17 protein-coding genes are annotated in these 19461 nt (G+C 65.2%); 8 read left to right on the plus strand and 9 right to left on the minus strand.

The genetic code is table 11. The features are described from left to right. Positions 1 to 133: 133 nt before the first annotated feature. Positions 134 to 544 carry a DUF4864 domain-containing protein gene (locus tag AUL35_RS14230; RefSeq protein ID WP_062016036.1) on the plus strand — a complete coding sequence of 137 codons (411 nt, stop codon included), beginning with the start codon at positions 134 to 136 and terminating at the stop codon, positions 542 to 544. 13 nt (positions 545 to 557) lie between these two features. On the opposite strand, the gene tgt is transcribed toward AUL35_RS14230, so the two are convergent. The 5 genes from tgt to coaD all read right to left on the minus strand — a co-directional run bounded on the left by tgt (position 558) and on the right by coaD (position 4420). Further along, positions 558 to 1706: a tRNA guanosine(34) transglycosylase Tgt gene (gene tgt / locus AUL35_RS14235; RefSeq protein ID WP_244493779.1), complete on the minus strand. Its 1149-nt coding sequence runs from the start codon at positions 1704 to 1706 to the stop codon at positions 558 to 560. Then, positions 1703 to 2761 carry a tRNA preQ1(34) S-adenosylmethionine ribosyltransferase-isomerase QueA gene (gene queA, locus AUL35_RS14240; protein WP_062015884.1) on the minus strand — a complete coding sequence of 353 codons (1059 nt, stop codon included), beginning with the start codon at positions 2759 to 2761 and terminating at the stop codon, positions 1703 to 1705. Before queA ends, tgt begins: the two co-directional genes overlap by 4 nt. Before the next feature lie 23 nt (positions 2762 to 2784). Continuing rightward, positions 2785 to 3255 carry a peptidylprolyl isomerase gene (locus tag AUL35_RS14245; protein ID WP_062015886.1) on the minus strand — a complete coding sequence of 157 codons (471 nt, stop codon included), beginning with the start codon at positions 3253 to 3255 and terminating at the stop codon, positions 2785 to 2787. Between the two features lie 114 nt (positions 3256 to 3369). Next, the gene (locus tag AUL35_RS14250) at positions 3370 to 3921 is read right to left on the minus strand and encodes a peptidylprolyl isomerase (RefSeq protein ID WP_062015888.1); all 552 of its coding nucleotides are present in this window, start codon (positions 3919 to 3921) and stop codon (positions 3370 to 3372) included. 19 nt (positions 3922 to 3940) lie between these two features. After that, the gene (coaD, locus tag AUL35_RS14255; RefSeq protein WP_062015890.1) at positions 3941 to 4420 is read right to left on the minus strand and encodes a pantetheine-phosphate adenylyltransferase; all 480 of its coding nucleotides are present in this window, start codon (positions 4418 to 4420) and stop codon (positions 3941 to 3943) included. A 160-nt stretch (positions 4421 to 4580) separates the two neighbouring features. Here coaD and AUL35_RS23070 point away from each other — a divergent pair, with 160 nt between their 5' ends. Then, positions 4581 to 4709 carry a hypothetical protein gene (locus AUL35_RS23070; RefSeq protein WP_280137341.1) on the plus strand — a complete coding sequence of 43 codons (129 nt, stop codon included), beginning with the start codon at positions 4581 to 4583 and terminating at the stop codon, positions 4707 to 4709. Between the two features lie 44 nt (positions 4710 to 4753). On the opposite strand, the gene gyrA is transcribed toward AUL35_RS23070, so the two are convergent. Continuing rightward, positions 4754 to 7450, minus strand: a complete 2697-nt coding sequence (gyrA, locus tag AUL35_RS14260; RefSeq protein ID WP_062016040.1) for a DNA gyrase subunit A — start codon at positions 7448 to 7450, stop codon at positions 4754 to 4756. 286 nt (positions 7451 to 7736) lie between these two features. Between gyrA and AUL35_RS14265 the strand changes: the two genes are divergently transcribed. Continuing rightward, positions 7737 to 8408 (plus strand): MarC family protein, encoded by a 672-nt coding sequence (locus AUL35_RS14265; RefSeq protein ID WP_062015892.1) that lies wholly within the window; start codon positions 7737 to 7739, stop codon positions 8406 to 8408. Here the strand turns inward: AUL35_RS14265 and ssb are convergent. Continuing rightward, entirely contained in the window at positions 8405 to 8956 is a 552-nt protein-coding gene (ssb, locus tag AUL35_RS14270) for a single-stranded DNA-binding protein (RefSeq protein ID WP_062015894.1), read from the minus strand. The genes AUL35_RS14265 and ssb overlap by 4 nt on opposite strands. A gap of 243 nt (positions 8957 to 9199) precedes the next feature. Between ssb and uvrA the strand changes: the two genes are divergently transcribed. Then, positions 9200 to 12076, plus strand: a complete 2877-nt coding sequence (uvrA, locus tag AUL35_RS14275) for an excinuclease ABC subunit UvrA (protein WP_062015896.1) — start codon at positions 9200 to 9202, stop codon at positions 12074 to 12076. Between the two features lie 36 nt (positions 12077 to 12112). Here the strand turns inward: uvrA and AUL35_RS14280 are convergent, their stop codons facing one another. Then, complete coding sequence (locus AUL35_RS14280) at positions 12113 to 13576, minus strand: NAD(P)H-hydrate dehydratase (RefSeq protein WP_156418004.1); 1464 nt, start codon at positions 13574 to 13576, stop codon at positions 12113 to 12115. 187 nt (positions 13577 to 13763) lie between these two features. Here AUL35_RS14280 and AUL35_RS14285 point away from each other — a divergent pair, with 187 nt between their 5' ends. Both AUL35_RS14285 and glnA read left to right on the plus strand, forming a co-directional pair. Further along, positions 13764 to 14102, plus strand: coding sequence for a P-II family nitrogen regulator (locus AUL35_RS14285; protein ID WP_062015898.1), 339 nt, complete (start codon positions 13764 to 13766; stop codon positions 14100 to 14102). A gap of 48 nt (positions 14103 to 14150) precedes the next feature. Then, the gene (gene glnA, locus AUL35_RS14290) at positions 14151 to 15560 is read left to right on the plus strand and encodes a type I glutamate--ammonia ligase (protein WP_062015900.1); all 1410 of its coding nucleotides are present in this window, start codon (positions 14151 to 14153) and stop codon (positions 15558 to 15560) included. Positions 15561 to 15611: 51 nt separating this feature from the next. Here the strand turns inward: glnA and AUL35_RS14295 are convergent, their stop codons facing one another. Beyond that, positions 15612 to 16478, minus strand: a complete 867-nt coding sequence (locus AUL35_RS14295; protein ID WP_062015902.1) for an alpha/beta hydrolase — start codon at positions 16476 to 16478, stop codon at positions 15612 to 15614. 240 nt (positions 16479 to 16718) lie between these two features. Here AUL35_RS14295 and parE point away from each other — a divergent pair, with 240 nt between their 5' ends. Both parE and AUL35_RS14305 read left to right on the plus strand, forming a co-directional pair. After that, positions 16719 to 18752 carry a DNA topoisomerase IV subunit B gene (parE, locus tag AUL35_RS14300; protein WP_062015904.1) on the plus strand — a complete coding sequence of 678 codons (2034 nt, stop codon included), beginning with the start codon at positions 16719 to 16721 and terminating at the stop codon, positions 18750 to 18752. 74 nt (positions 18753 to 18826) lie between these two features. Continuing rightward, entirely contained in the window at positions 18827 to 19411 is a 585-nt protein-coding gene (locus AUL35_RS14305; RefSeq protein WP_156418005.1) for a hypothetical protein, read from the plus strand. Positions 19412 to 19461: the final 50 nt, after the last annotated feature.

The raw sequence follows: 19461 nt of genomic DNA on the forward strand, positions 1-19461 counted from the left end.
AAACTTCAAATTTTTGCCGCAGCGCCTTTCTTCGCCTCCCTGCTGCACTTCACGTGCCGTGAAACTGCCTTCACGATGCGAACGTAACTGCCTCGCTTGAGTTCGCGAATAGGTCGCAGGAATGGAGAGCGTCATGCGCAGATTGGTTGTGGGACTGGTTTTGGCCGGATGCCTTCATATGCATCCGGCCCGTGCAGATGATGCGGCAGATGTTCGAGCAGTCATTACCGGTCAGATGCAGGCGTTCCGGCACGGTGACGCCGTGAGTGCCTACGGTTTTGCAGCACCGAGTATCCAGACGATCTTTCCCTCGCCCGAACGCTTCATGAGTATGGTGATGCAGGGCTATGCCCCCGTCTATCAGGCGAAGGACGTAGCTTTCGGCCCGTTTACGACAGAGGGCGGTGCACTCCGCCAGGACGCGTTCATCACCGATCGCGAAGGGCGAAGCTGGATCGCGAGCTACACACTGGAACGTCAATCGGACGGTAGCCTGAAGATCACGAGCTGCGCTATCCGCCGAGGGAACGACGTCAGCGCCTGATCGAAGCGTTAAATCAGACGCGCTCGCCTTGCGTCCAGCGTGCGGTCGTCTCCGCCTTGAACTCGTCGAAACGGCCGGTCTCGATAGCGGCACGGATGCCGGCCATGAGCGACTGGTAGTAGGCCAGATTGTGCCACGTGAGCAGCATCGAGCCGAGGGTTTCCTCGGAACGGACGAGGTGGTGGAGATAGGCGCGTGAATAGTCGCGGCTTGCCGGGCAGTCCAAGGTCTCGTCGAGCGGCCGTGTGTCCTCGGCATGCTTGGCATTGCGCAGGTTCAAGCGCCCGAACGGCGTGAAGGCCTGTCCGTGGCGCCCTGCCCTCGTCGGCATGACGCAGTCGAACATGTCGATGCCACGCGCGACCGACTGTATGATGTCGTCTGGCGTGCCGACGCCCATGAGGTAGCGAGGCTTCAGTCGCGGAAGGGACGGAAGCGTTTCATCGAGCGTCGCCAGCATGACGGACTGCGGCTCGCCGACGGCAAGCCCCCCAACGGCATAACCCTTGAGATCGAGTGCCGTCAGCGCCTCCGCCGAACGAATGCGAAGGTCAGGTTGATCCCCTCCCTGCACGATGCCGAACAGGGCCCTGCCAGGCTGCGTGCCGAAGGCGACCGCGCAGCGTTCGGCCCAGCGGAGCGATAGCTCCATGGCGCGGCGGATCTCGTCACGCTCCGCGGGTAGGCGGATGCACTCATCGAGCTGCATCTGGATGTCACTACCGAGAAGCCCTTGGATCTCGATCGATCGCTCCGGCGTCATCTCATGCGTCGAGCCGTCGATATGCGAGCGAAAGGTCACGCCGTTCTCGCTCATCTTCCGCAGCGCCGAGAGTGACATGACCTGGAACCCGCCGCTGTCGGTCAGGATCGGGTGCGGCCATCGCGCGAACTCGTGCAACCCGCCGAGCCGGGCGACGCGCTCCGCGCCGGGGCGCAGCATGAGGTGGTATGTGTTGCCGAGAATGATGTCGGCGCCGAGCTCTCTGACCTGCCCGGGATACATGGCCTTGACGGTACCGGCCGTGCCGACCGGCATGAACGCAGGCGTCCGCACCGTTCCCCGCGGCATCACGATCTCGCCGCGGCGCGCCCGACCGTCTTCGGCCAGGAGACGGAACGAGAAGTCTTCAACGTGCGTGAGAATGGCGGCGTCGTTCACGGAAGGTCCTTACGCTCCAGCAGGCACGCATCGCCGTAGGAGTAGAATCGATAACCCGCATCGATGGCGTGCCGATAGGCGTCCTGCATCCGCTCCCGACCGCTGAAGGCCGACACGAGCATAAACAGCGTCGAGCGCGGAAGGTGGAAGTTCGTGACCAGGACGTCCACCGCGCGAAACCGATATCCCGGCGTGATGAAGATATCGGTGGCATCCCGGAACGGGCGGATCTCACCATCCGTGGTGGCCGCGCTCTCGAGAAGGCGGAGCGACGTCGTTCCGATCGCAACGATCCGACGTCCGGAGCGTCGGTAGCCTGTCAGCCGTTCGGCCACATCCGGATCGACGATCCCGATCTCCGAATGCATTCGGTGCTCGGTCGTGTCGTCAGCCTTGACCGGAAGGAATGTTCCGGCGCCGACGTGCAATGTGACGAACTCGGCGGCGATACCCCTTTCGGCCAAGGCTACACGCAGTTCGGGCGTCATGTGGAGGCCGGCGGTCGGCGCCGCGACGGCACCGGGATCGCGCGCGAAGGACGTCTGATAATCCGACGCGTCGGCCGCATCGACCGGTCGGCGCGACGCGATGTAGGGAGGCAACGGCAGGACGCCAACCGAGGCGATCGCCGCGTCGAGATCCGCCCCGCCGCGATCGAACCGCAACGCGATCTCGCCGGCATCGCCCTTCGAGGCGACGTCGGCGGACAGCGCGCCGTCAGCGAAGACGATCGTGTCACCGACAGCCAGCTTCTTGGCAGGCCGTACAAAGGCGAGCCACATGTCGTGCGCTGCGCGCATGTGCAGCGTCACATCGATTCGAGCCGACGCGTCTCCGCGCTTCCGAATACCCGTGAGCTGGGCCGGAATGACACGCGTATCGTTGAGGACGATGACGTCGTCGGGGCGCAGGAGGTCCGGGAGATCGCCGACGCGATGATCCGCCAATCCACCCGTAGGAGGCACCACGAGAAGCTTGGCCGACTCGCGCGGAAGAGCGGGCCGCAGCGCGATCCGCTCTTCCGGAAGGTCGAAGTCGAAGAGATCGACCCGCATGTTCGTTTCGTCTAACCCGCGCGTCAGGCGTCGGCGGCGACGCGCATGGTCGTGATGGAATCGGGATCGCGCACGGGTTCGCCACGCTTGATCTGATCAACGACGTCCATGCCCTCGATCACCTCACCCCAGACCGAATACTGCTTGTCGAGCCACGGAGCCCGCTCGAAGCAGATGAAGAACTGGGAGTTGGCCGAGTTGGGGTTGGCGGTACGCGCGGCCGAGACCGTACCGCGCTTGTGCGGCTCGGCCGAGAACTCGGCCTTGAGGTCCGGCTTGTCGGAACCACCCGAGCCCGTGCCCGTCGGATCGCCCGTTTGTGCCATGAACCCGTCGATCACGCGATGGAACACGACGCCGTCGTAGAAACCCTCGCGGGCCAGCTCCTTGACACGCGCGACATGGTTCGGCGCCAGATCGGGACGCAGCTTGATCACCACGCGACCCTTGGTGGTCTCGAGAACGAGCGTGTCTTCCGGGTTGTCGAAGGCCATGCCTTCTCCTTTGCAACGATTGCTGGTCGTCGGACGGCGATACGCCACCCGTTCGATGGGGCCTGCATGGCCGATCGGGATCGCGCTGGCAAGCGCAGGCCCGATCGGTGGATCTTACTGAGAGTCGGCGGCGACCTTGACGCTCACCATTTTGTCGGGGTTCTGAACGGTGCCATTAGCGTTCGCGTCGCCCTTCTTGATCTTGTCGACGACGTCCATGCCCTTCGTCACCTTGCCGACGACGGTGTACTGGCCGTCCAGGAACGGGCCGTCCGCCAGCATGATGAAGAACTGCGAATTGGCCGAATTCGGACTGCTCGAACGCGCCATGCCGACGGTTCCGCGCGAGAAGGTCTCCTCCGAGAACTCGGCCTTGAGGTCGGGCAGCTTCGAGCCGCCCATGCCGGTACCCGTCGGGTCCCCCGTCTGTGCCATGAACCCGTCGATGACGCGGTGAAATACGACGCCGTCGTAGAACCCCTGACGCGCGAGCGTCTTGATCTGCTCGACATGCTTGGGTGCCAGATCGGGGCGCAGCGCAACATCGATCTCGCCCTTGTCGGTCTTGATGACGAGGGTGTTCTGTGCACCGGCGGTCTGCGCGAGCGCGGGAACGGCACCGACGAAGAGACCGGCGGCGAGGCCGAGGGCGACGAACAGCTTCATGAAGAACTCCTGAGCGGCATCAGCGCCGCGGGTATCGTGTCAGCAAGGCATCGAGAACGACAGGAGGCACGAAGGACGAAACGTCCCCTCCCATCGCGGCGATCTGGCGAACCAATGTGGCCGTTATGGGCCGTTCGGCGGGTCGCGCCGGCAGGAACACGGTCTCGACATCGGGCGCCATCGCACCGTTCATGCCGCTCATCTGCATCTCATAGTCGAGATCGGTGCCGTCGCGCAGCCCCCGCACCATCGCGCAGGCGCCCTGCCGACGGGCCTCGTCGACGGCGAGGCCTTCGAAGAAGACGACGCTGACGCGCGCATCGGCACGGCACGCCCTGAGAAGTCGAGCACGCTCCTCGGCCGGCAAAAGCGGAGCCTTGCCGGGATGGACGCCGATCGCGACGACGACACGGTCGAAAAGGCGCAGGGCGGTGTCGAGCACTGCGAGATGGCCGAGCGTCGGCGGATCGAACGACCCCGTGTAAAGTGCGATCCTCATCGCGTTTCCCGTTCGCCTGACGCGGTCCTAAGCGGACACCGTGCCGCAACGCCGCGCCGTCTTGCGCTTCGATGGTGTGGTACCGATTTAGGTTACTGAAATGCTGACGGAACGAAGTCCGTCCACATCTCATTTATGTGTCCGAAACCGGAGACGACCGATGCTGCTGTTTGCCCTCTGCCTCACCATGGTGTCGGCTCTCGTGACCGCGACGGCGATCGCGACGCACAACGAGGCGCAGCGGATTCGCGTCCGTGCAACGGCAAAGCGCAACCGTATCTTCCGCTGAACGGCTCAAGGACGCCCCGATCGGGAGCGCCCTCGTGACGCCTGTCACTCCGGCGGGATGTCGTCTTCCGTCGTATCCGCGGCACCGGTGTCGATCTCGACCGCGGCGTCATCCCCGCCTTGATCGGGTATGCGCTCGACCGACACGACGCGCTCACCATCGCCCGTGTTGAAGATGGTGACGCCCTTCGTGGCGCGGCCGGCGATGCGAATACCCTCGACCGGCACGCGAATCATCTGCCCCCGATCCGAGATGAGCAGGATCTGGTCGCCCGACTCAACCGGGAAGTTCGCGACAAGCGAACCGATCTCGTTCAGCTTCGAGACGTCGGTCGCGCGTATGCCCTTGCCGCCCCGTCCCGTCACGCGGAAATCGTAGCTCGATGACCGCTTGCCGTATCCGTACTCGCTGAGCGAAAGCACGAACTCCTCGGCCGCGCTGAGGAAGGCGTAGCGCTCCTGATTGAGCGACACTTCCTCGACCGCCTCGTCCTCGGTCGACTCGACTGCGGCACCTTCGCCCTCCACGGCACGTCGCATCTTGCCGTAGGCAACGCGCTCGGCCGGCGTGACCTCGACATGGCGGAGAATGGCCATCGAGATAAGACGGTCACCGTCACCCAACGCCATGCCGCGAACGCCCACCGAATTGCGGCCCGCGAAAACGCGAACATCGGGAACGCGGAAGCGGATGCACTGTCCGCTGGCTGCGGTCAGGAGAACGTCGTCATCCTCGGAGCAGGTCGCGACCGCCAGGATCTCGTCGCCGCTCTCCTCAAGCTTCATCGCGATCTTGCCGTTGCGATTGACCTGAATGAAGTCGGACAGCTTGTTGCGGCGAACAGTGCCCTTCGTGGTCGCGAACATGACGTTCAGTTCGCCTGCTGCCGCCTCGTCGTTTGGCAGCGGAAGGATCGAGGTTATGCGCTCGCCCTTCTCCAGCGGCAGCATGTTGACCAGTGCCTTGCCACGTGACTGCGGATTAGCCAGCGGCAGACGCCAGACCTTCTCCTTGTAGACGATGCCGCGTGAGGAAAAGAACAGGACCGGCGTGTGGGTATTCGCCACGAAGAGGCGGGTAACGGAGTCCTCCTCGCCCTTCAGCGCCATCCCGGAGCGGCCCTTCCCGCCTCGACGCTGAGCCCGGTAGATGCTGAGCGGCACGCGCTTGATGTAGCCGCCGTGACTGACGGTCACGACCATGTCCTCGCGCGGAATCAGATCCTCGTCTTCGAGGTCGGCCGCCCCTTCGGTGAGTTCGGTGCGGCGCGGCGTCGCGAATTCCTCGCGAACGGCGAGCAGCTCATCCTTGGCGATCTCGCGCACGCGCACGCGCGACGACAGGATCTCAAGATACTCGCGGATTTCCTGGCCGATCTTATTCAGCTCGTCGCCGATCTCGTCGCGACCGAGTGCCGTCAGGCGCTGAAGGCGCAGGTCGAGGATCGCGCGCGCCTGCGTCTCGGATAGACGATAGGTGCCCGCCTCGGAAATGCGGTGGCGCGGGTCGTCGATGAGCCTGATCAGCGGCGCGATGTCCTTTGCATCCCACTCGCGCTCCATCAGCTGCTCGCGCGCCGTCGTCGGGTCGGGTGCATGACGGATCAGCTTGATGACCTCGTCGATGTTGGCGACGGCGATCGCCAGACCCGCCAAGACGTGCGCCCGCTCGCGCGCCTTGCGCAGGAGGTACTTGGTGCGCCGCTGAATGACCTCCTCGCGGAAGGCGACGAAGGCCGACAGCATGTCGAGCAGCGTCATCTGCTCCGGCTTGCCGCCGTTCAGCGCGACCATGTTCGCGCCGAAGGTCGTCTGGAGCGGCGTGAAGCGGTAGAGCTGGTTCAGCACGACGTCGGACGAGGCGTCGCGCTTCAGCTCGACCACCACGCGGTAGCCCTCGCGATCGCTTTCGTCGCGGATGTCGGAGATGCCCTCAATGCGCTTCTCGCGCACCAGATCGGCCATCTTCTCGATCATCGAGGCCTTGTTGACCTGATACGGGATCTCCGTGACGACGATCTGCTCGCGATCGCCGCGCATCTGCTCGATATGCACCTTGCCGCGCATGAGGATCGAGCCGCGCCCCGTCGAATAGGCCGAGAGGATGCCGGCGCGCCCCAGAACCATCGCACCCGTCGGAAAGTCCGGCCCCGGGATGAACTCCATGAGCTCCGGCAGGGTCAAGCCCGAGTTGTCGATCAGTGCGACGCAGCCGTCGATCAGCTCGCCGAGATTATGCGGCGGAATGTTGGTCGCCATGCCGACGGCGATGCCGCCAGAGCCGTTGAGCAGCAGGTTCGGCACGCGCGCCGGAAGCACGACCGGCTCGAGTTCGCGCCCGTCGTAGTTCTCCTGGAAGTCGACCGTCTCCTTCTCGATGTCGGTGAGGATGGCCTCCGACACCTTCTGCAGGCGGCACTCGGTGTAGCGCATCGCGGCCGGCGGATCGCCATCGATGGAGCCGAAGTTGCCCTGGCCGTTGATCAGCGGCGCGCGAAGCGAGAAGTCCTGCGCCATGCGCACGAGCGCGTCGTAGATCGACGAGTCGCCATGCGGATGGAACTTGCCCATCACCTCGCCGACCACGCCGGCCGACTTGCGGAAGGGCTTGTTGTAGACGAGTCCCATCTCGTGCATCGCGTAGAGCACGCGCCGATGCACTGGCTTGAGGCCGTCGCGCACGTCGGGCAGCGCGCGGCTCACGATCACGCTCATCGCGTAGTCGAGATAGGAGCGCTGCATTTCCTCGATGATGGAAACGGGCTCGATGCCGCTCGGGCGCTCGGGCGGCAGTTCGTTCTCGTTGACGTCGGACAAAGGACTTTCCCGATGATTTCGAGGCGGCCCACATTAGAACGCCGCCATGACCGCGCGCAAACGCGCTCCGGTCTTTGTCATGACTCTATACCGGTTATTTAATCATGCTCGCCGCGAATTGCACGTGCAGCAGAAGCGCTCCCCGGAATGGAGCCTTGCGGCGAGCAATGCGCTCGCTTAACCGGCAGGACGACCAACCGGACCCCGCCCCATGATCGAGACGTTGCTGAACGGCTTCATCACGCTGTTCGTCATCATCGACCCCGTCGGGCTCGCCCCGCTCTTCCTGGGCCTGACCCCGGGCCTGCCGATGGCGGAGCGGCGTCGCATTGCGCGCAACGGCTGCCTGATCGCCTTCGGCATCCTCGCGGCGTTCGGCCTCGTCGGCGTCATCGTGCTCAAGGCGCTCGGCATCTCGCTCGGCGCGTTCCGCGTGGCTGGCGGCCTGTTCCTGTTCTGGATCGCCTTCGAACTCGTCTTCGAGAAGCGGCGCAAGCGAAAGGAACAGGATGCCGAGGCCGCGATGACCGACCATGAGGCGTCTGAAATTGCAGCCGTGCCGCTCGCCATTCCCCTGATGGCGGGCCCGGGCGCCATATCGGCCGTGATCCTCCTGTCGGGCGCCCTGCCGGGACCCGCCGGACAGGCGAGCCTCCTGCTCGTGATCGCCGCCGTGATCGCCGCGACCTACGCGCTCCTCGCCGTCGCCAATCGCTTCGACCGGCTGATCGGCCATACGGGACGCGCCGTGGTCACGCGGCTGCTCGGCGTTCTTCTGGCAGCCCTAGCCGTCCAGTTCGTGGCCGATGGCATCGCGGAACTGGCGCGGCAGTCGGGATACGTCGCGGTGAGCGCGACGTATCCCGCCATCGACCCGGCCTAGAACGGGATCTCGTCGTCCATGTCGTGCGACGGACGCGGGCTGCCACGATCGCTCGAACCGCCGCCGTAGCCACCACCGCCGCCACCGCCGCGCGAACCTCCGCCTCCGCCAGCGCCACCGCCGTAGGAACCGCCGCCGGAGCGACCGCCGCTCCGTTCACCGCCGCCGTAGCCGCCTTCCGAGCCGCCCTCGCCGCCACGTCCGTCGAGCATCTGCAGCTCGCCGCGGAACCGCTGGAGAACGATTTCCGTCGCATACCGCTTCTGGCCGGACTGGTCGTCCCACGAGCGCGTCTGCAGCTGCCCCTCGATATAGACCTTCGCGCCCTTCTTCAGGTACTGCTCGGCGACCTTCACAAGGCCCTCGTTGAAGATGACGACCTGATGCCACTCCGTGCGCTCCTTGCGCTCCCCGGAGTTCTTGTCGCGCCAGGTCTCGGAGGTCGCGATGCGAAGGTTCGCGACGGCGTCGCCCGAATTCAGACGCTTGATCTCGGGATCCGCGCCGAGATTGCCGACCAGAATGACCTTATTCACGCTACCGGCCATGGTGCGTCTCCTCGTATGTTTCCGGGCCGCGACCGTAAGGCGTGCGGCTTCGCTTCGATAGGGTAGGGTTCACGCTGTCCCCAGGACTCGCCGCGTTCGTCCGCATTGCGCCGAGCGGTTGGGCAGTCTAGAACAAACGCGGAACGCTTTCGAGAGGGGAACGCGACCGCCCTCTTCGGCTTTGAATTCACCGGTTTGCTTCCGATATGGGGAGCGGCAGAGATCAGCACGAGATTGGATCCCATGAAGAACGTCATCTCGATCCGTGGCGCGCGGGAGCACAACCTCAAGAACGTCGATCTCGACATCCCGCGCGACAAGCTGATCGTGATGACGGGGCTTTCCGGTTCCGGCAAGTCGTCGCTCGCCTTCGACACGATCTACGCGGAAGGGCAGCGCCGCTACGTCGAAAGCCTTTCGGCCTATGCGCGACAGTTCCTCGAGATGATGCAGAAGCCGGACGTCGACCAGATCGACGGTCTGTCGCCGGCCATCTCGATCGAGCAGAAGACAACCTCAAAGAACCCGCGATCGACGGTCGGCACGGTCACCGAAATCTATGACTATCTGCGTCTTCTCTTCGCCCGCGTCGGCATTCCCTACTCGCCCGCCACCGGCCTGCCGATCGAATCGCAGACCGTCAGCCAGATGGTCGACCGCGTCCTCGCGCTCGAAGAGGGCACACGCCTGTATCTCTTGGCTCCGATGGTTCGCGGGCGGAAGGGCGAGTTCAAGAAGGAGCTCCAAGAGCTCCAGAAGAAAGGCTTTCAGCGCGTTCGTATCGACGGCGAGTTTCACGACATCGCCGACGCCCCTGCACTCGACAAGAAGTTCAAGCACGACATCGACGTCGTCGTGGACCGCGTCGTCGTGCGTGGTGACATCAAGGCGCGCTTGGCCGACTCGCTGGAGACGGCGCTGGCGCTGGCCGAAGGTCTGGCGGTGGCGGAGTTTGCCGATGGTCTCGACGAGAACGGCAAGCCGAAGCAGCTCCTCTTCTCCGAGAAGTTCGCATGCCCGGTCTCCGGCTTCACGATTCCCGAGATCGAGCCTCGCCTGTTCTCGTTCAATAACCCGTTCGGCGCCTGTCCCCGTTGCGACGGGCTCGGCGCACAACAGGCGGTCGATCCGAAGCTGATCGTTCCCGACGAGGAGCGTACGTTGAAAGGCGGCGCGATCGCGCCTTGGGCGAAGTCCACCTCGCCCTATTACGGCCAGACGCTCGAGGCGCTCGGCCGCGTCTACGGCTTCAAGCAGACCGACCGTTGGTCGGCCCTGCCCGAGCCGGCGCGCAGTGCCATCCTGAACGGCACGGGTAAGACGAAGATCGAGTTCCGTTACAATGACGGGCTGCGATCCTACACGACGACCAAGACGTTCGAGGGCATCGTTCCCAACCTCGACCGCCGCTACAAGGAGACCGACTCCGCCTGGTCCCGCGAGGAGATCGAGCGTTATATGTCGGCAACTCCCTGCCCGGCTTGCCACGGCTCGCGCCTCAAGCCGGAGGCGCTCGCCGTCAAGGTGGCGACCTGCGATATCGCTGAGGTGACCGCACTCTCCATTCGCGAGGCCGCACGCTGGTTCGAGGAACTGCCGGAGAAGCTGTCCCAGAAGCAAAACGAGATTGCCGTTCGCATCCTCAAGGAGATCCGCGAGCGTCTGCGCTTCCTGAACGACGTCGGCCTTGAATACCTGACTCTCTCGCGTGCGTCGGGCACGCTGTCGGGTGGCGAGTCGCAGCGCATCCGTCTCGCCTCGCAGATCGGATCGGGCCTGACCGGCGTCCTCTACGTTCTCGACGAACCCTCGATCGGACTGCACCAGCGCGACAACGAGCGCCTGCTCGTCACGCTCAAGCATCTGCGCGACATCGGCAACACCGTCATTGTCGTCGAGCACGACGAGGACGCGATCCTGCAGGCAGACCATGTGGTGGACATCGGCCCGGCGGCCGGCGTCCACGGGGGTCAGATCATCGCCTTCGGCACGCCCGCCGAGATCATGGCGCACCCGAAGTCGCTGACCGGCCAGTACCTGTCGGGCACGCTCGGCGTGCCCGTGCCGCGCAAGCGCCGCAAGCCGCAGAAGGGCAAGGGGATCAAGGTCGTCGGCGCTCGGGGCAACAACCTCAAGAACGTCACGGCCGAGGTTCCGATGGGTGTCATGACCTGCGTCACGGGCGTGTCCGGCGGAGGCAAGTCGACCTTCCTGATCGAGACGCTTTTCAAGGCGGCGGCGCGGCGCATCAACAACGCACGCGACGTGCCGGCCGACCACGACCGGGTCGAAGGCTTGGAGCTTCTCGACAAGGTCATCGACATCGACCAGTCGCCGATCGGCCGAACGCCCCGTTCGAACCCGGCGACCTACACGGGCGCCTTCACCCCGATCCGCGACTGGTTCGCCGGTCTGCCGGAGGCGAAGGCACGCGGCTACCAGGCGGGACGCTTCTCCTTCAATGTGAAAGGCGGGCGCTGCGAGGCGTGTCAGGGTGACGGCGTCATCAAGATCGAGATGCACTTCCTGCCGGACGTCTACGTCACCTGCGACGTCTGCCACGGCAAGCGCTACAATCGCGAGACGCTGGAGGTGACGTTCAAGGAGAAGTCCATCGCGGACGTCCTCGACATGACGGTCGAGGAAGGCGTCGACTTCTTCGCCGCCGTTCCCGCCGTGCGCGACAAGCTCGCGACGCTCAAGGAGGTCGGCCTCGGCTACATCAAGGTCGGGCAGCAGGCGACGACGCTTTCGGGCGGCGAGGCGCAGCGCGTCAAGCTCGCCAAGGAACTGTCGCGCCGCGCGACGGGCCGTACGCTCTATATCCTCGACGAGCCGACCACCGGCCTGCACTTCCACGATGTCGCCAAGCTGCTGGAGGTGCTGCACGAGCTTGTCGACCAGGGAAACACCGTCGTGATCATCGAGCACAATCTCGAGGTCATCAAGACGGCGGACTGGATCATCGACATCGGTCCTGAGGGCGGCAGCGGCGGCGGCGAGATCGTCGCGACGGGCACGCCCGAGCAGATCGTCAAGGTTCCCCGCTCCTGGACGGGACGCTTCCTGAAGGATCTCCTGGAGCGGCGTGCTCCGGTCAAGGCCGAGGCGGCGGAGTAAAGACCGAGCTTCGAGAGAAGAAAACCGTTCGCGGTTTCAGACAAGCTCACGCAGGACGGCAGGCAGCAGGCCAGGAAGATCTTCGGCGATGAGACCCGGGCCGTGGATTTCCGCCGCCCGGCCGTGCATCCAGACGCCGGCGCAGGCCGCCTCGAAGCGAGGAACGCCTGAGGCGAGCTGGCCGAGGATGATGCCGCCGAGAACGTCGCCGGAGCCGGCGGTGGCGAGCCAGGGCGTGCCCGTCGCATTGATGACCGCCCGGCCGTCGGGCGCCGCGACCACCGTATCCGCCCCCTTGAGAACGACGACGGCTCCGGCACGGCGAGCGGCAGCCCTTGCCTTCTCGTATTTGGCGCCTCCGTCCGCCGCGATGTCGGGGAAGAGTCGCGCGAACTCGCCCGCATGGGGCGTCAACACGCCGTCGCCGTTGTGGGTCAAAGCCTCGAACAACGCCTCCGGCGCTTCCTGGAACGACGTGAGCGCGTCGGCGTCGAGAACGACACTGCGTCCCGCCTTCAGCAGGGCTAGCGCACAATCGCGCGCTTTGGCGCCTATCCCGAATCCCGGACCAAGCACCGCCGCATTGAGGCGCTCATCATCGAGAATGGCCGCAAGCTGATCCGCGTCCTCGCAGCGCCGCAGCATCACGGCCGTCAGATGCGAGGCGTTGACCAGCATCGCCGAACCCGGCGAAAGGAGCGTGACCAGACCCGCGCAGGCGCGCAGCGCGGCCATGGCTGTCATTCGGGCAGCGCCCGTGCGGCTCGCGCCGCCGCCGAGGACGATCGCGTGCCCTCGGTCGAACTTATGGCCCGCTGCATCCGGCATCCTGAGCGACGGCATCCAGAGGGCCGGGTCGTTGCGCCACATCGGCGATTGTCCGCTCAAAGCCTCACGCAGTGCCGCCTCCGGCATGTCGATATCGGCGACCGATACCGTCCCGCAGCGTTCGCGACCCGGCATCAGAAGGTGCCCCGGGCGCAATCGCACAAAGGTCAAAGTCTCGTCTGCGTGGACCGTCACACCGCGTTCCACGCCGGTTTTACCGTCAACGCCGCTTGGAAGATCGACGGCCAGAACGTGACAGGATGATGCGTTCAGCAGACGCACGGCTTCCGCCACTTCGCCAGAAAGGTCGCGCGACAACCCACCTCCGAATAGGGCGTCGACCACGAGATCGAAGGATGCCGGCGCGAAGGCGCTTAACGGCTCCCAGCCGGGCTCGTCCCGGCCGGACGCGAAGCCGTGGAGATCGGCGCCGGCCGAGCGCAACAGGTCGGCTGCCGCGACGCCATCCGCGCCATTGTTGCCAGGACCCGCAAGAACGGCGACGCGACGACCGCGAACGCGATCGCCCAAGTGAGCCGCGATCGCCTGGGCGGCCCGCGACACGAGAACGTCTATCGGAATGCCCATGCGAACGGCATTCCGATCCGCGATCGTCATCGTGCGCGGCCCGACGAGTCGCAACGTATCGTGAACGTCGTTCGGATTGCCCATTTTCTCACCTAGTTGCCTAAAATATTAGCAGAATTTGCCGAACGGTTCGGCACTCCTCGTCGCGTCTGTGGTGGAAGCGGCACGCGTCAGGGGATAGAGAACGTCAGGCAGCCCGAGTGGCGCCGGGCGGCCCGTTCAGCGGCCCCGGACGTCGCCCGCAGCGGTGGAAGATGGGAGGGACTGAGCGTTGAAAAAGGTCGAGGCCATCATCAAGCCGTTCAAGCTCGACGAGGTGAAGGAAGCTCTTCAGGACGTCGGCCTTCAGGGTATCACGGTGATCGAAGCGAAAGGCTTCGGCCGTCAGAAGGGCCATACGGAACTTTATCGCGGCGCCGAATACGTCGTCGACTTCCTCCCCAAGGTGAAGCTCGAGATCGTGCTCGCCGACGAGGCCGTTCCGGCCGCCGTCGAGGCGATCCGCAAGGCCGCCCAGACCGGTCGCATCGGCGACGGCAAGATTTTCGTCTCCTCGATCGAGGAGGCAGTTCGCATTCGAACCGGCGAGATGGGCTCCGACGCGATCTGATCGCGCGTCCCGCCCCGCCTCGAAGACCATCCAACAGGAAGGACCCCGATGACCTCGGCCAACGACATCCTCAAGCAGATCAAGGACAACGACGTTAAGTTCGTCGACCTGCGCTTCACCGATCCGAAGGGCAAGCTGCACCACGTCACGATGGACGTCTCCATCGTCGACGAGGACATGTTCTCGGAAGGCTCGATGTTCGACGGTTCGTCGATCGGCGGCTGGAAGGCCATCAACGAGTCCGACATGACGCTCATGCCGGACCCCGAGACGGCGCACATGGACCCGTTCTTCGCGCAGTCGACCATGGTCCTCTACTGCGACATTCTCGATCCGGTATCGGGCGAGAGCTACAACCGCGACCCGCGCGGCACGGCCAAGAAGGCCGAGGCCTATCTCCAGCAGTCGGGCATCGGCGACACGGCCTTCTTCGGCCCCGAGGCCGAGTTCTTCATCTTCGACGACGTCCGCTACAAGGCCGACCCCTACAACACGGGCTTCAAGCTCGACTCGACCGAGCTGCCGTCGAACGACGACTCGGAGTACGAGACCGGCAACCTCGGCCATCGTCCTCGCGTGAAGGGCGGCTACTTCCCGGTTCCGCCGATCGACAGCTGCCAGGACATGCGCTCCGAGATGCTCTCGGTCATGGCCGAGATGGGCGTCGCGGTCGAGAAGCATCACCACGAGGTCGCGGCCGCGCAGCATGAGCTCGGCATCAAGTTCGACACGCTCGTCCGCAACGCGGACAAGATGCAGATCTACAAGTACGTGATCCATCAGGTTGCCAACGCCTACGGCAAGACGGCAACCTTCATGCCGAAGCCGATCTTCGGCGACAACGGCTCGGGCATGCACGTGCACCAGTCGATCTGGAAGGGCGGCAAGCCGACCTTCGCAGGCAACGAGTATGCCGGCCTTTCCGAGAACGCGCTGTTCTACATCGGCGGCATCATTAAGCATGCCAAGGCCCTGAACGCCTTCACCAATCCGTCCACCAACTCGTTCAAGCGACTGGTGCCGGGCTACGAGGCGCCGGTGCTGCTGGCCTACTCCGCCCGCAACCGCTCGGCCTCCTGCCGCATCCCCTTCGGCCAGTCGCCGAAGTCGAAGCGCGTCGAGGTCCGCTTCCCCGACCCGACGGCGAACCCCTACCTCGCCTTCTCGGCCATGCTCATGGCCGGCCTCGACGGCATCAAGAACAAGATCCATCCTGGCGCCGCCATGGACAAGGATCTCTACGATCTGCCGCCCGAGGAGCTGAAGGAGATCCCGACCGTCTGCCGGACCCTGCGCGAGGCGATGGAGAGCCTGGACGGCGACCGCGAGTTCCTGAAGGCGGGCGGCGTCTTCGACGACGACCAGATCGACGCCTTCATCGAGCTGAAGATGGCCGAGACGCTGCGCTACGAGATGACGCCGCACCCGGTCGAGTACGACATGTACTACTCGGTCTGATCCTCGAAGGATCCCCTGAGACGAGGGCTTCCGCCAGCGCGGGGGCCCTTTTCATTGGTGCCCGGCGTTCCCGATCACCCAGTTCAGCGCATCCCGCCAGTCGATCATGCGGATCGGCGTTCCGTGGTTCCCGCCATCGAAGGCGACGAAGCGGATGGGATAGCCAGGTCGCTGCCGCACGGTCTCGTAGAAGCGCTCCTGGGACGCCAGCGGATAGACCTTATCGCGCGATCCCTGACTGATGACGAGCGGAAGCGGCGCCCCCTTCCGTGCAGCAAGGGCCCGATCGAACTCCGCGCTCGTGCTGTTGGAGCCGAGCAGCACGAGGCCCGAGACGCGACTCGCGAGGGCCGGCTCTCCCATGGCCCGCCAGCACAGTGCTCCGCCCATCGATCCGCACGCGAGGACGAGCTTCGCATTCGGCGAACGATCGGCAATCGTCACGAGCGCCTCGGTGAAGCGAGCCGCATCGTCGGCGCCCAACGCGCCTCCGTCGATGGTAAGGTAGAGGCCGCCTGCACGCGACACGAGGCTCTTGAGGCGGTTGAAGTTGCCGCCGAACGTCCAGTCGTTCATGCCGAGGCGGCGGTCGCCGCTTCGCCCATGCATGAAGGCAACGATCAAGCGCGGGCCTTGGTCGCGTCCCACCTTCAAGACGCGCACGCTCCCCTTCGAGGTCGTGACCGTCTCCTCGCGCGCGTCTCCAGCAGATAGATCCACATACGCGCGACGCACCTGGCGCTCGGGTATCTCGTCGCGGCGATCGATATCGCGGGCCTCGTCGTAGGGGACGTCGAGGTAGGCGCCCTCATCTCGTGATGCGACCGGCTCGGGATAGCGAAAGAGGTCGTCCTTGAACGACGCCAGTGGGCTCTGCCCCCAGGCGAGCGTCGCCACCATCGACACCGCCAGCCCCATTCCGACCCGTCGCCCGCACGCCATGCCGCCCAACTCCGCTTCGCCGCACTTGTGGATAGCGCCTGCCGTCCCCGCGATGCGTTGCGCGGTCGCCTCAGCGATGCGCTAAATCCGCCCAAGGGGCACGTCCTTAGCGATGGGTTAAGGAGAACGCTTGCAGAACATCGCAGCAATGGATACCTCATTCCCATGCCGCGACAGCTTGGAACCCAGCCCCGGACCCGCACCGACGAGGGCCGCATGAACGACGATCTTTTCGCCGGAGCCGCCGTCCGGTCACGTCCCGTCGCCCGCACGCCCGCGGCTCGACCCGCGCGGGCGCCGGTCGAGGCGCCACGGGAGCCGGCGGACTATACCGCGGCCGACATCGAGGTCTTGGAAGGGCTGGAGCCGGTTCGCCGGCGACCGGGCATGTATATCGGCGGCACCGACGAGAAGGCGCTGCATCACCTCTTCGCCGAGGTCATCGACAACTCGATGGACGAGGCGGTCGCGGGTCATGCCAGCGTGATCGAGGTTTCGCTCGAGGCGGACGGCACGCTGTCGGTTTCCGACAACGGACGCGGAATCCCGGTCGATCCGCACCCGAAATACAAGGACAAGTCCGCGCTCGAGGTCATCATGACCACGCTGCACGCTGGCGGCAAGTTCGACTCCAAGGTCTACGAGACGTCCGGCGGATTGCATGGCGTCGGCGTCTCGGTCGTCAACGCGCTCTCCTCGGAACTCGAGGTGGAGATCGCGCGTAACCGAAAGCTTTATCGTCAGACCTACGCACGCGGCATCGCGCAGACCCCCCTGGTCGAGGTCGGCGATATCCAGAATCGGCGCGGCACACGCGTCCGCTTCAAGCCCGACGCCCAGATCTTCGGCGAGGACGCGCGCTTCGAGCCGGCGCGGCTCTTCGCCATGGCGCGCTCGAAGGCCTACCTGTTCGGCGGCGTCGAGATCCGCTGGAACTGCGACACCTCGCTTCTGGGCGCAGACGCCAAGACGCCGGCCAAGGCCTCCTTCCACTTCCCCGGCGGCTTGCGCGATTATCTCGACGCGTCGCTCGGTTCGGAGCATCGGGTCACTTCGCAGATCTTCGCCGGCCGCACCGAGAAAGTATCGGGCCACGGCGCCGTGGAATGGGCCATCTGCTGGACGGCCGCCGATGGCCAGGTGCGGTCCTACTGCAATACGATCCCGACGCCGGAGGGTGGAACGCACGAGGCGGGCCTGCGCGCCGTGCTTCTGCGCGGTCTGAAGGCCTTCGCGGAAATATCGGGAAACAAGAAAGCCGCGTCGATCACGGCCGACGACGTGATGATCACCGCCTCGGCGATGCTCTCGGTCTTCATTCGCGAACCCGAATTCGTCGGCCAGACCAAGGACAGGCTGGCGACGGCCGAGGCGCAGCGCATTGTCGAAACTTCGCTGCGCGACAGCTTCGACATCTGGCTCGCCTCGTCGCCGCAGGATGCCGCAAGGCTCATCGAATGGGTCGTGGAGCGAGCGGACGAGCGTCTTCGACGCCGTGCCGAGAAGGAGGTCAGCCGCAAGACGGCAACGCGCAAGCTGCGCCTGCCCGGCAAGCTGGCCGACTGCTCGCAGAACGGCGCGGCCGGGGCTGAACTGTTCATCGTCGAGGGCGACTCGGCCGGCGGTTCCGCCAAGCAGGCCCGCGACCGCGCGCGCCAGGCCGTCCTTCCGCTGCGTGGCAAGATCCTCAATGTCGCCTCTGCCGGCCGCGAGAAGCTCGGCGCAAACCAGCAGTTGGCCGACCTCATTCAGGCGCTTGGCTGCGGGACGCGCACGAAGTACCGGGATGCAGACCTGCGCTATGAGCGCATCGTCATCATGACCGACGCCGACGTTGACGGTGCTCACATCGCCTCGCTGCTGATCACCTTCTTCTTCCAGGAGATGCCGGAGCTAGTGCGGCAGGGCCATCTCTTCCTCGCCGTGCCGCCGCTCTACAAGCTGACGCAGGGCGGCAAGACCGTCTATGCGCGTGACGATCGCGACCGTGAGCGCATCGTCGCGCGCGAGTTCAAGGGCAAGGGCAAGGTCGAGGTCAGCCGCTTCAAGGGGTTGGGCGAGATGCTTCCGTCTCAGCTCAAGGAGACGACGATGGACCCGCGCCGCCGCACGCTTCTGCGGGTCGACGTCGATGAGACGCCGGGCGCCGGAACGGCCGACATGGTCGATGCCCTGATGGGCAACAAGCCCGAGGCCCGCTTCCGCTTCATCCAGGAACGAGCCGCCTTCGCGGAAGATCTCGACGTCTGACACGACGGCGATTTGCAAAGCGCGACTTCGGCGGTAGATCGGCACCGTCGAATCCTACCGCCGGAGCCCTGAAGATGCGCGCTTCCATTCTCCTTCTGTCGGGTGTCCTCATGGCGGGCGCAGCGTCGGCGCAGCAGCCGGCCCAGCCACCGGCACCCGCGCCCTACCAGCCGCCGGCCAAGAACCAGACACCTCCTGCGGCTGCAGGCGAGAACATCCCGCCCCCAGTGCCGGCGATCGAGACCGAGGCTGCTCCCAAGGTCCCGACGGATGCCGTCGTCCTGTCGGCCATCGCGAACCTCGCCCCCATGATCGGCGACGTTCAGATTCTCGGTCCATGGACGCAGGGCGACCGCCACGGCATCTGGCGCTCGGTCATGACGCAGCCGATCGCAGAGACCACCGGCAACCGCTTCTTCGTCCAGCAGATCGAGGAGAAGAGCGGCAACAGCACCGTCATCGCGAGCACGGAAATCACGGAGATCGCATCGATCGAGGGCGCTGTCGTCGGCTACCGCGCCGATCCGCCGGCGGCCGGCCAGGAGAACAACCTGACGATTTTCTTCGATATCGTTCCGTTGGACGGCGAGATCACGGAGAGCTACGAACTCTTCTTCGCGCCGGGCGAGCCTTATCGCTTCGGCCCGGCATCGAACTGATCGGGCCTCAGAATCTGGCAGCGCTCCGCCAGTATCTCTCCGTCCGGGCG

It is taken from the genome of Aureimonas sp. AU4 (assembly GCF_001463765.1).
GTDB lineage: Bacteria > Pseudomonadota > Alphaproteobacteria > Rhizobiales > Rhizobiaceae > Aureimonas.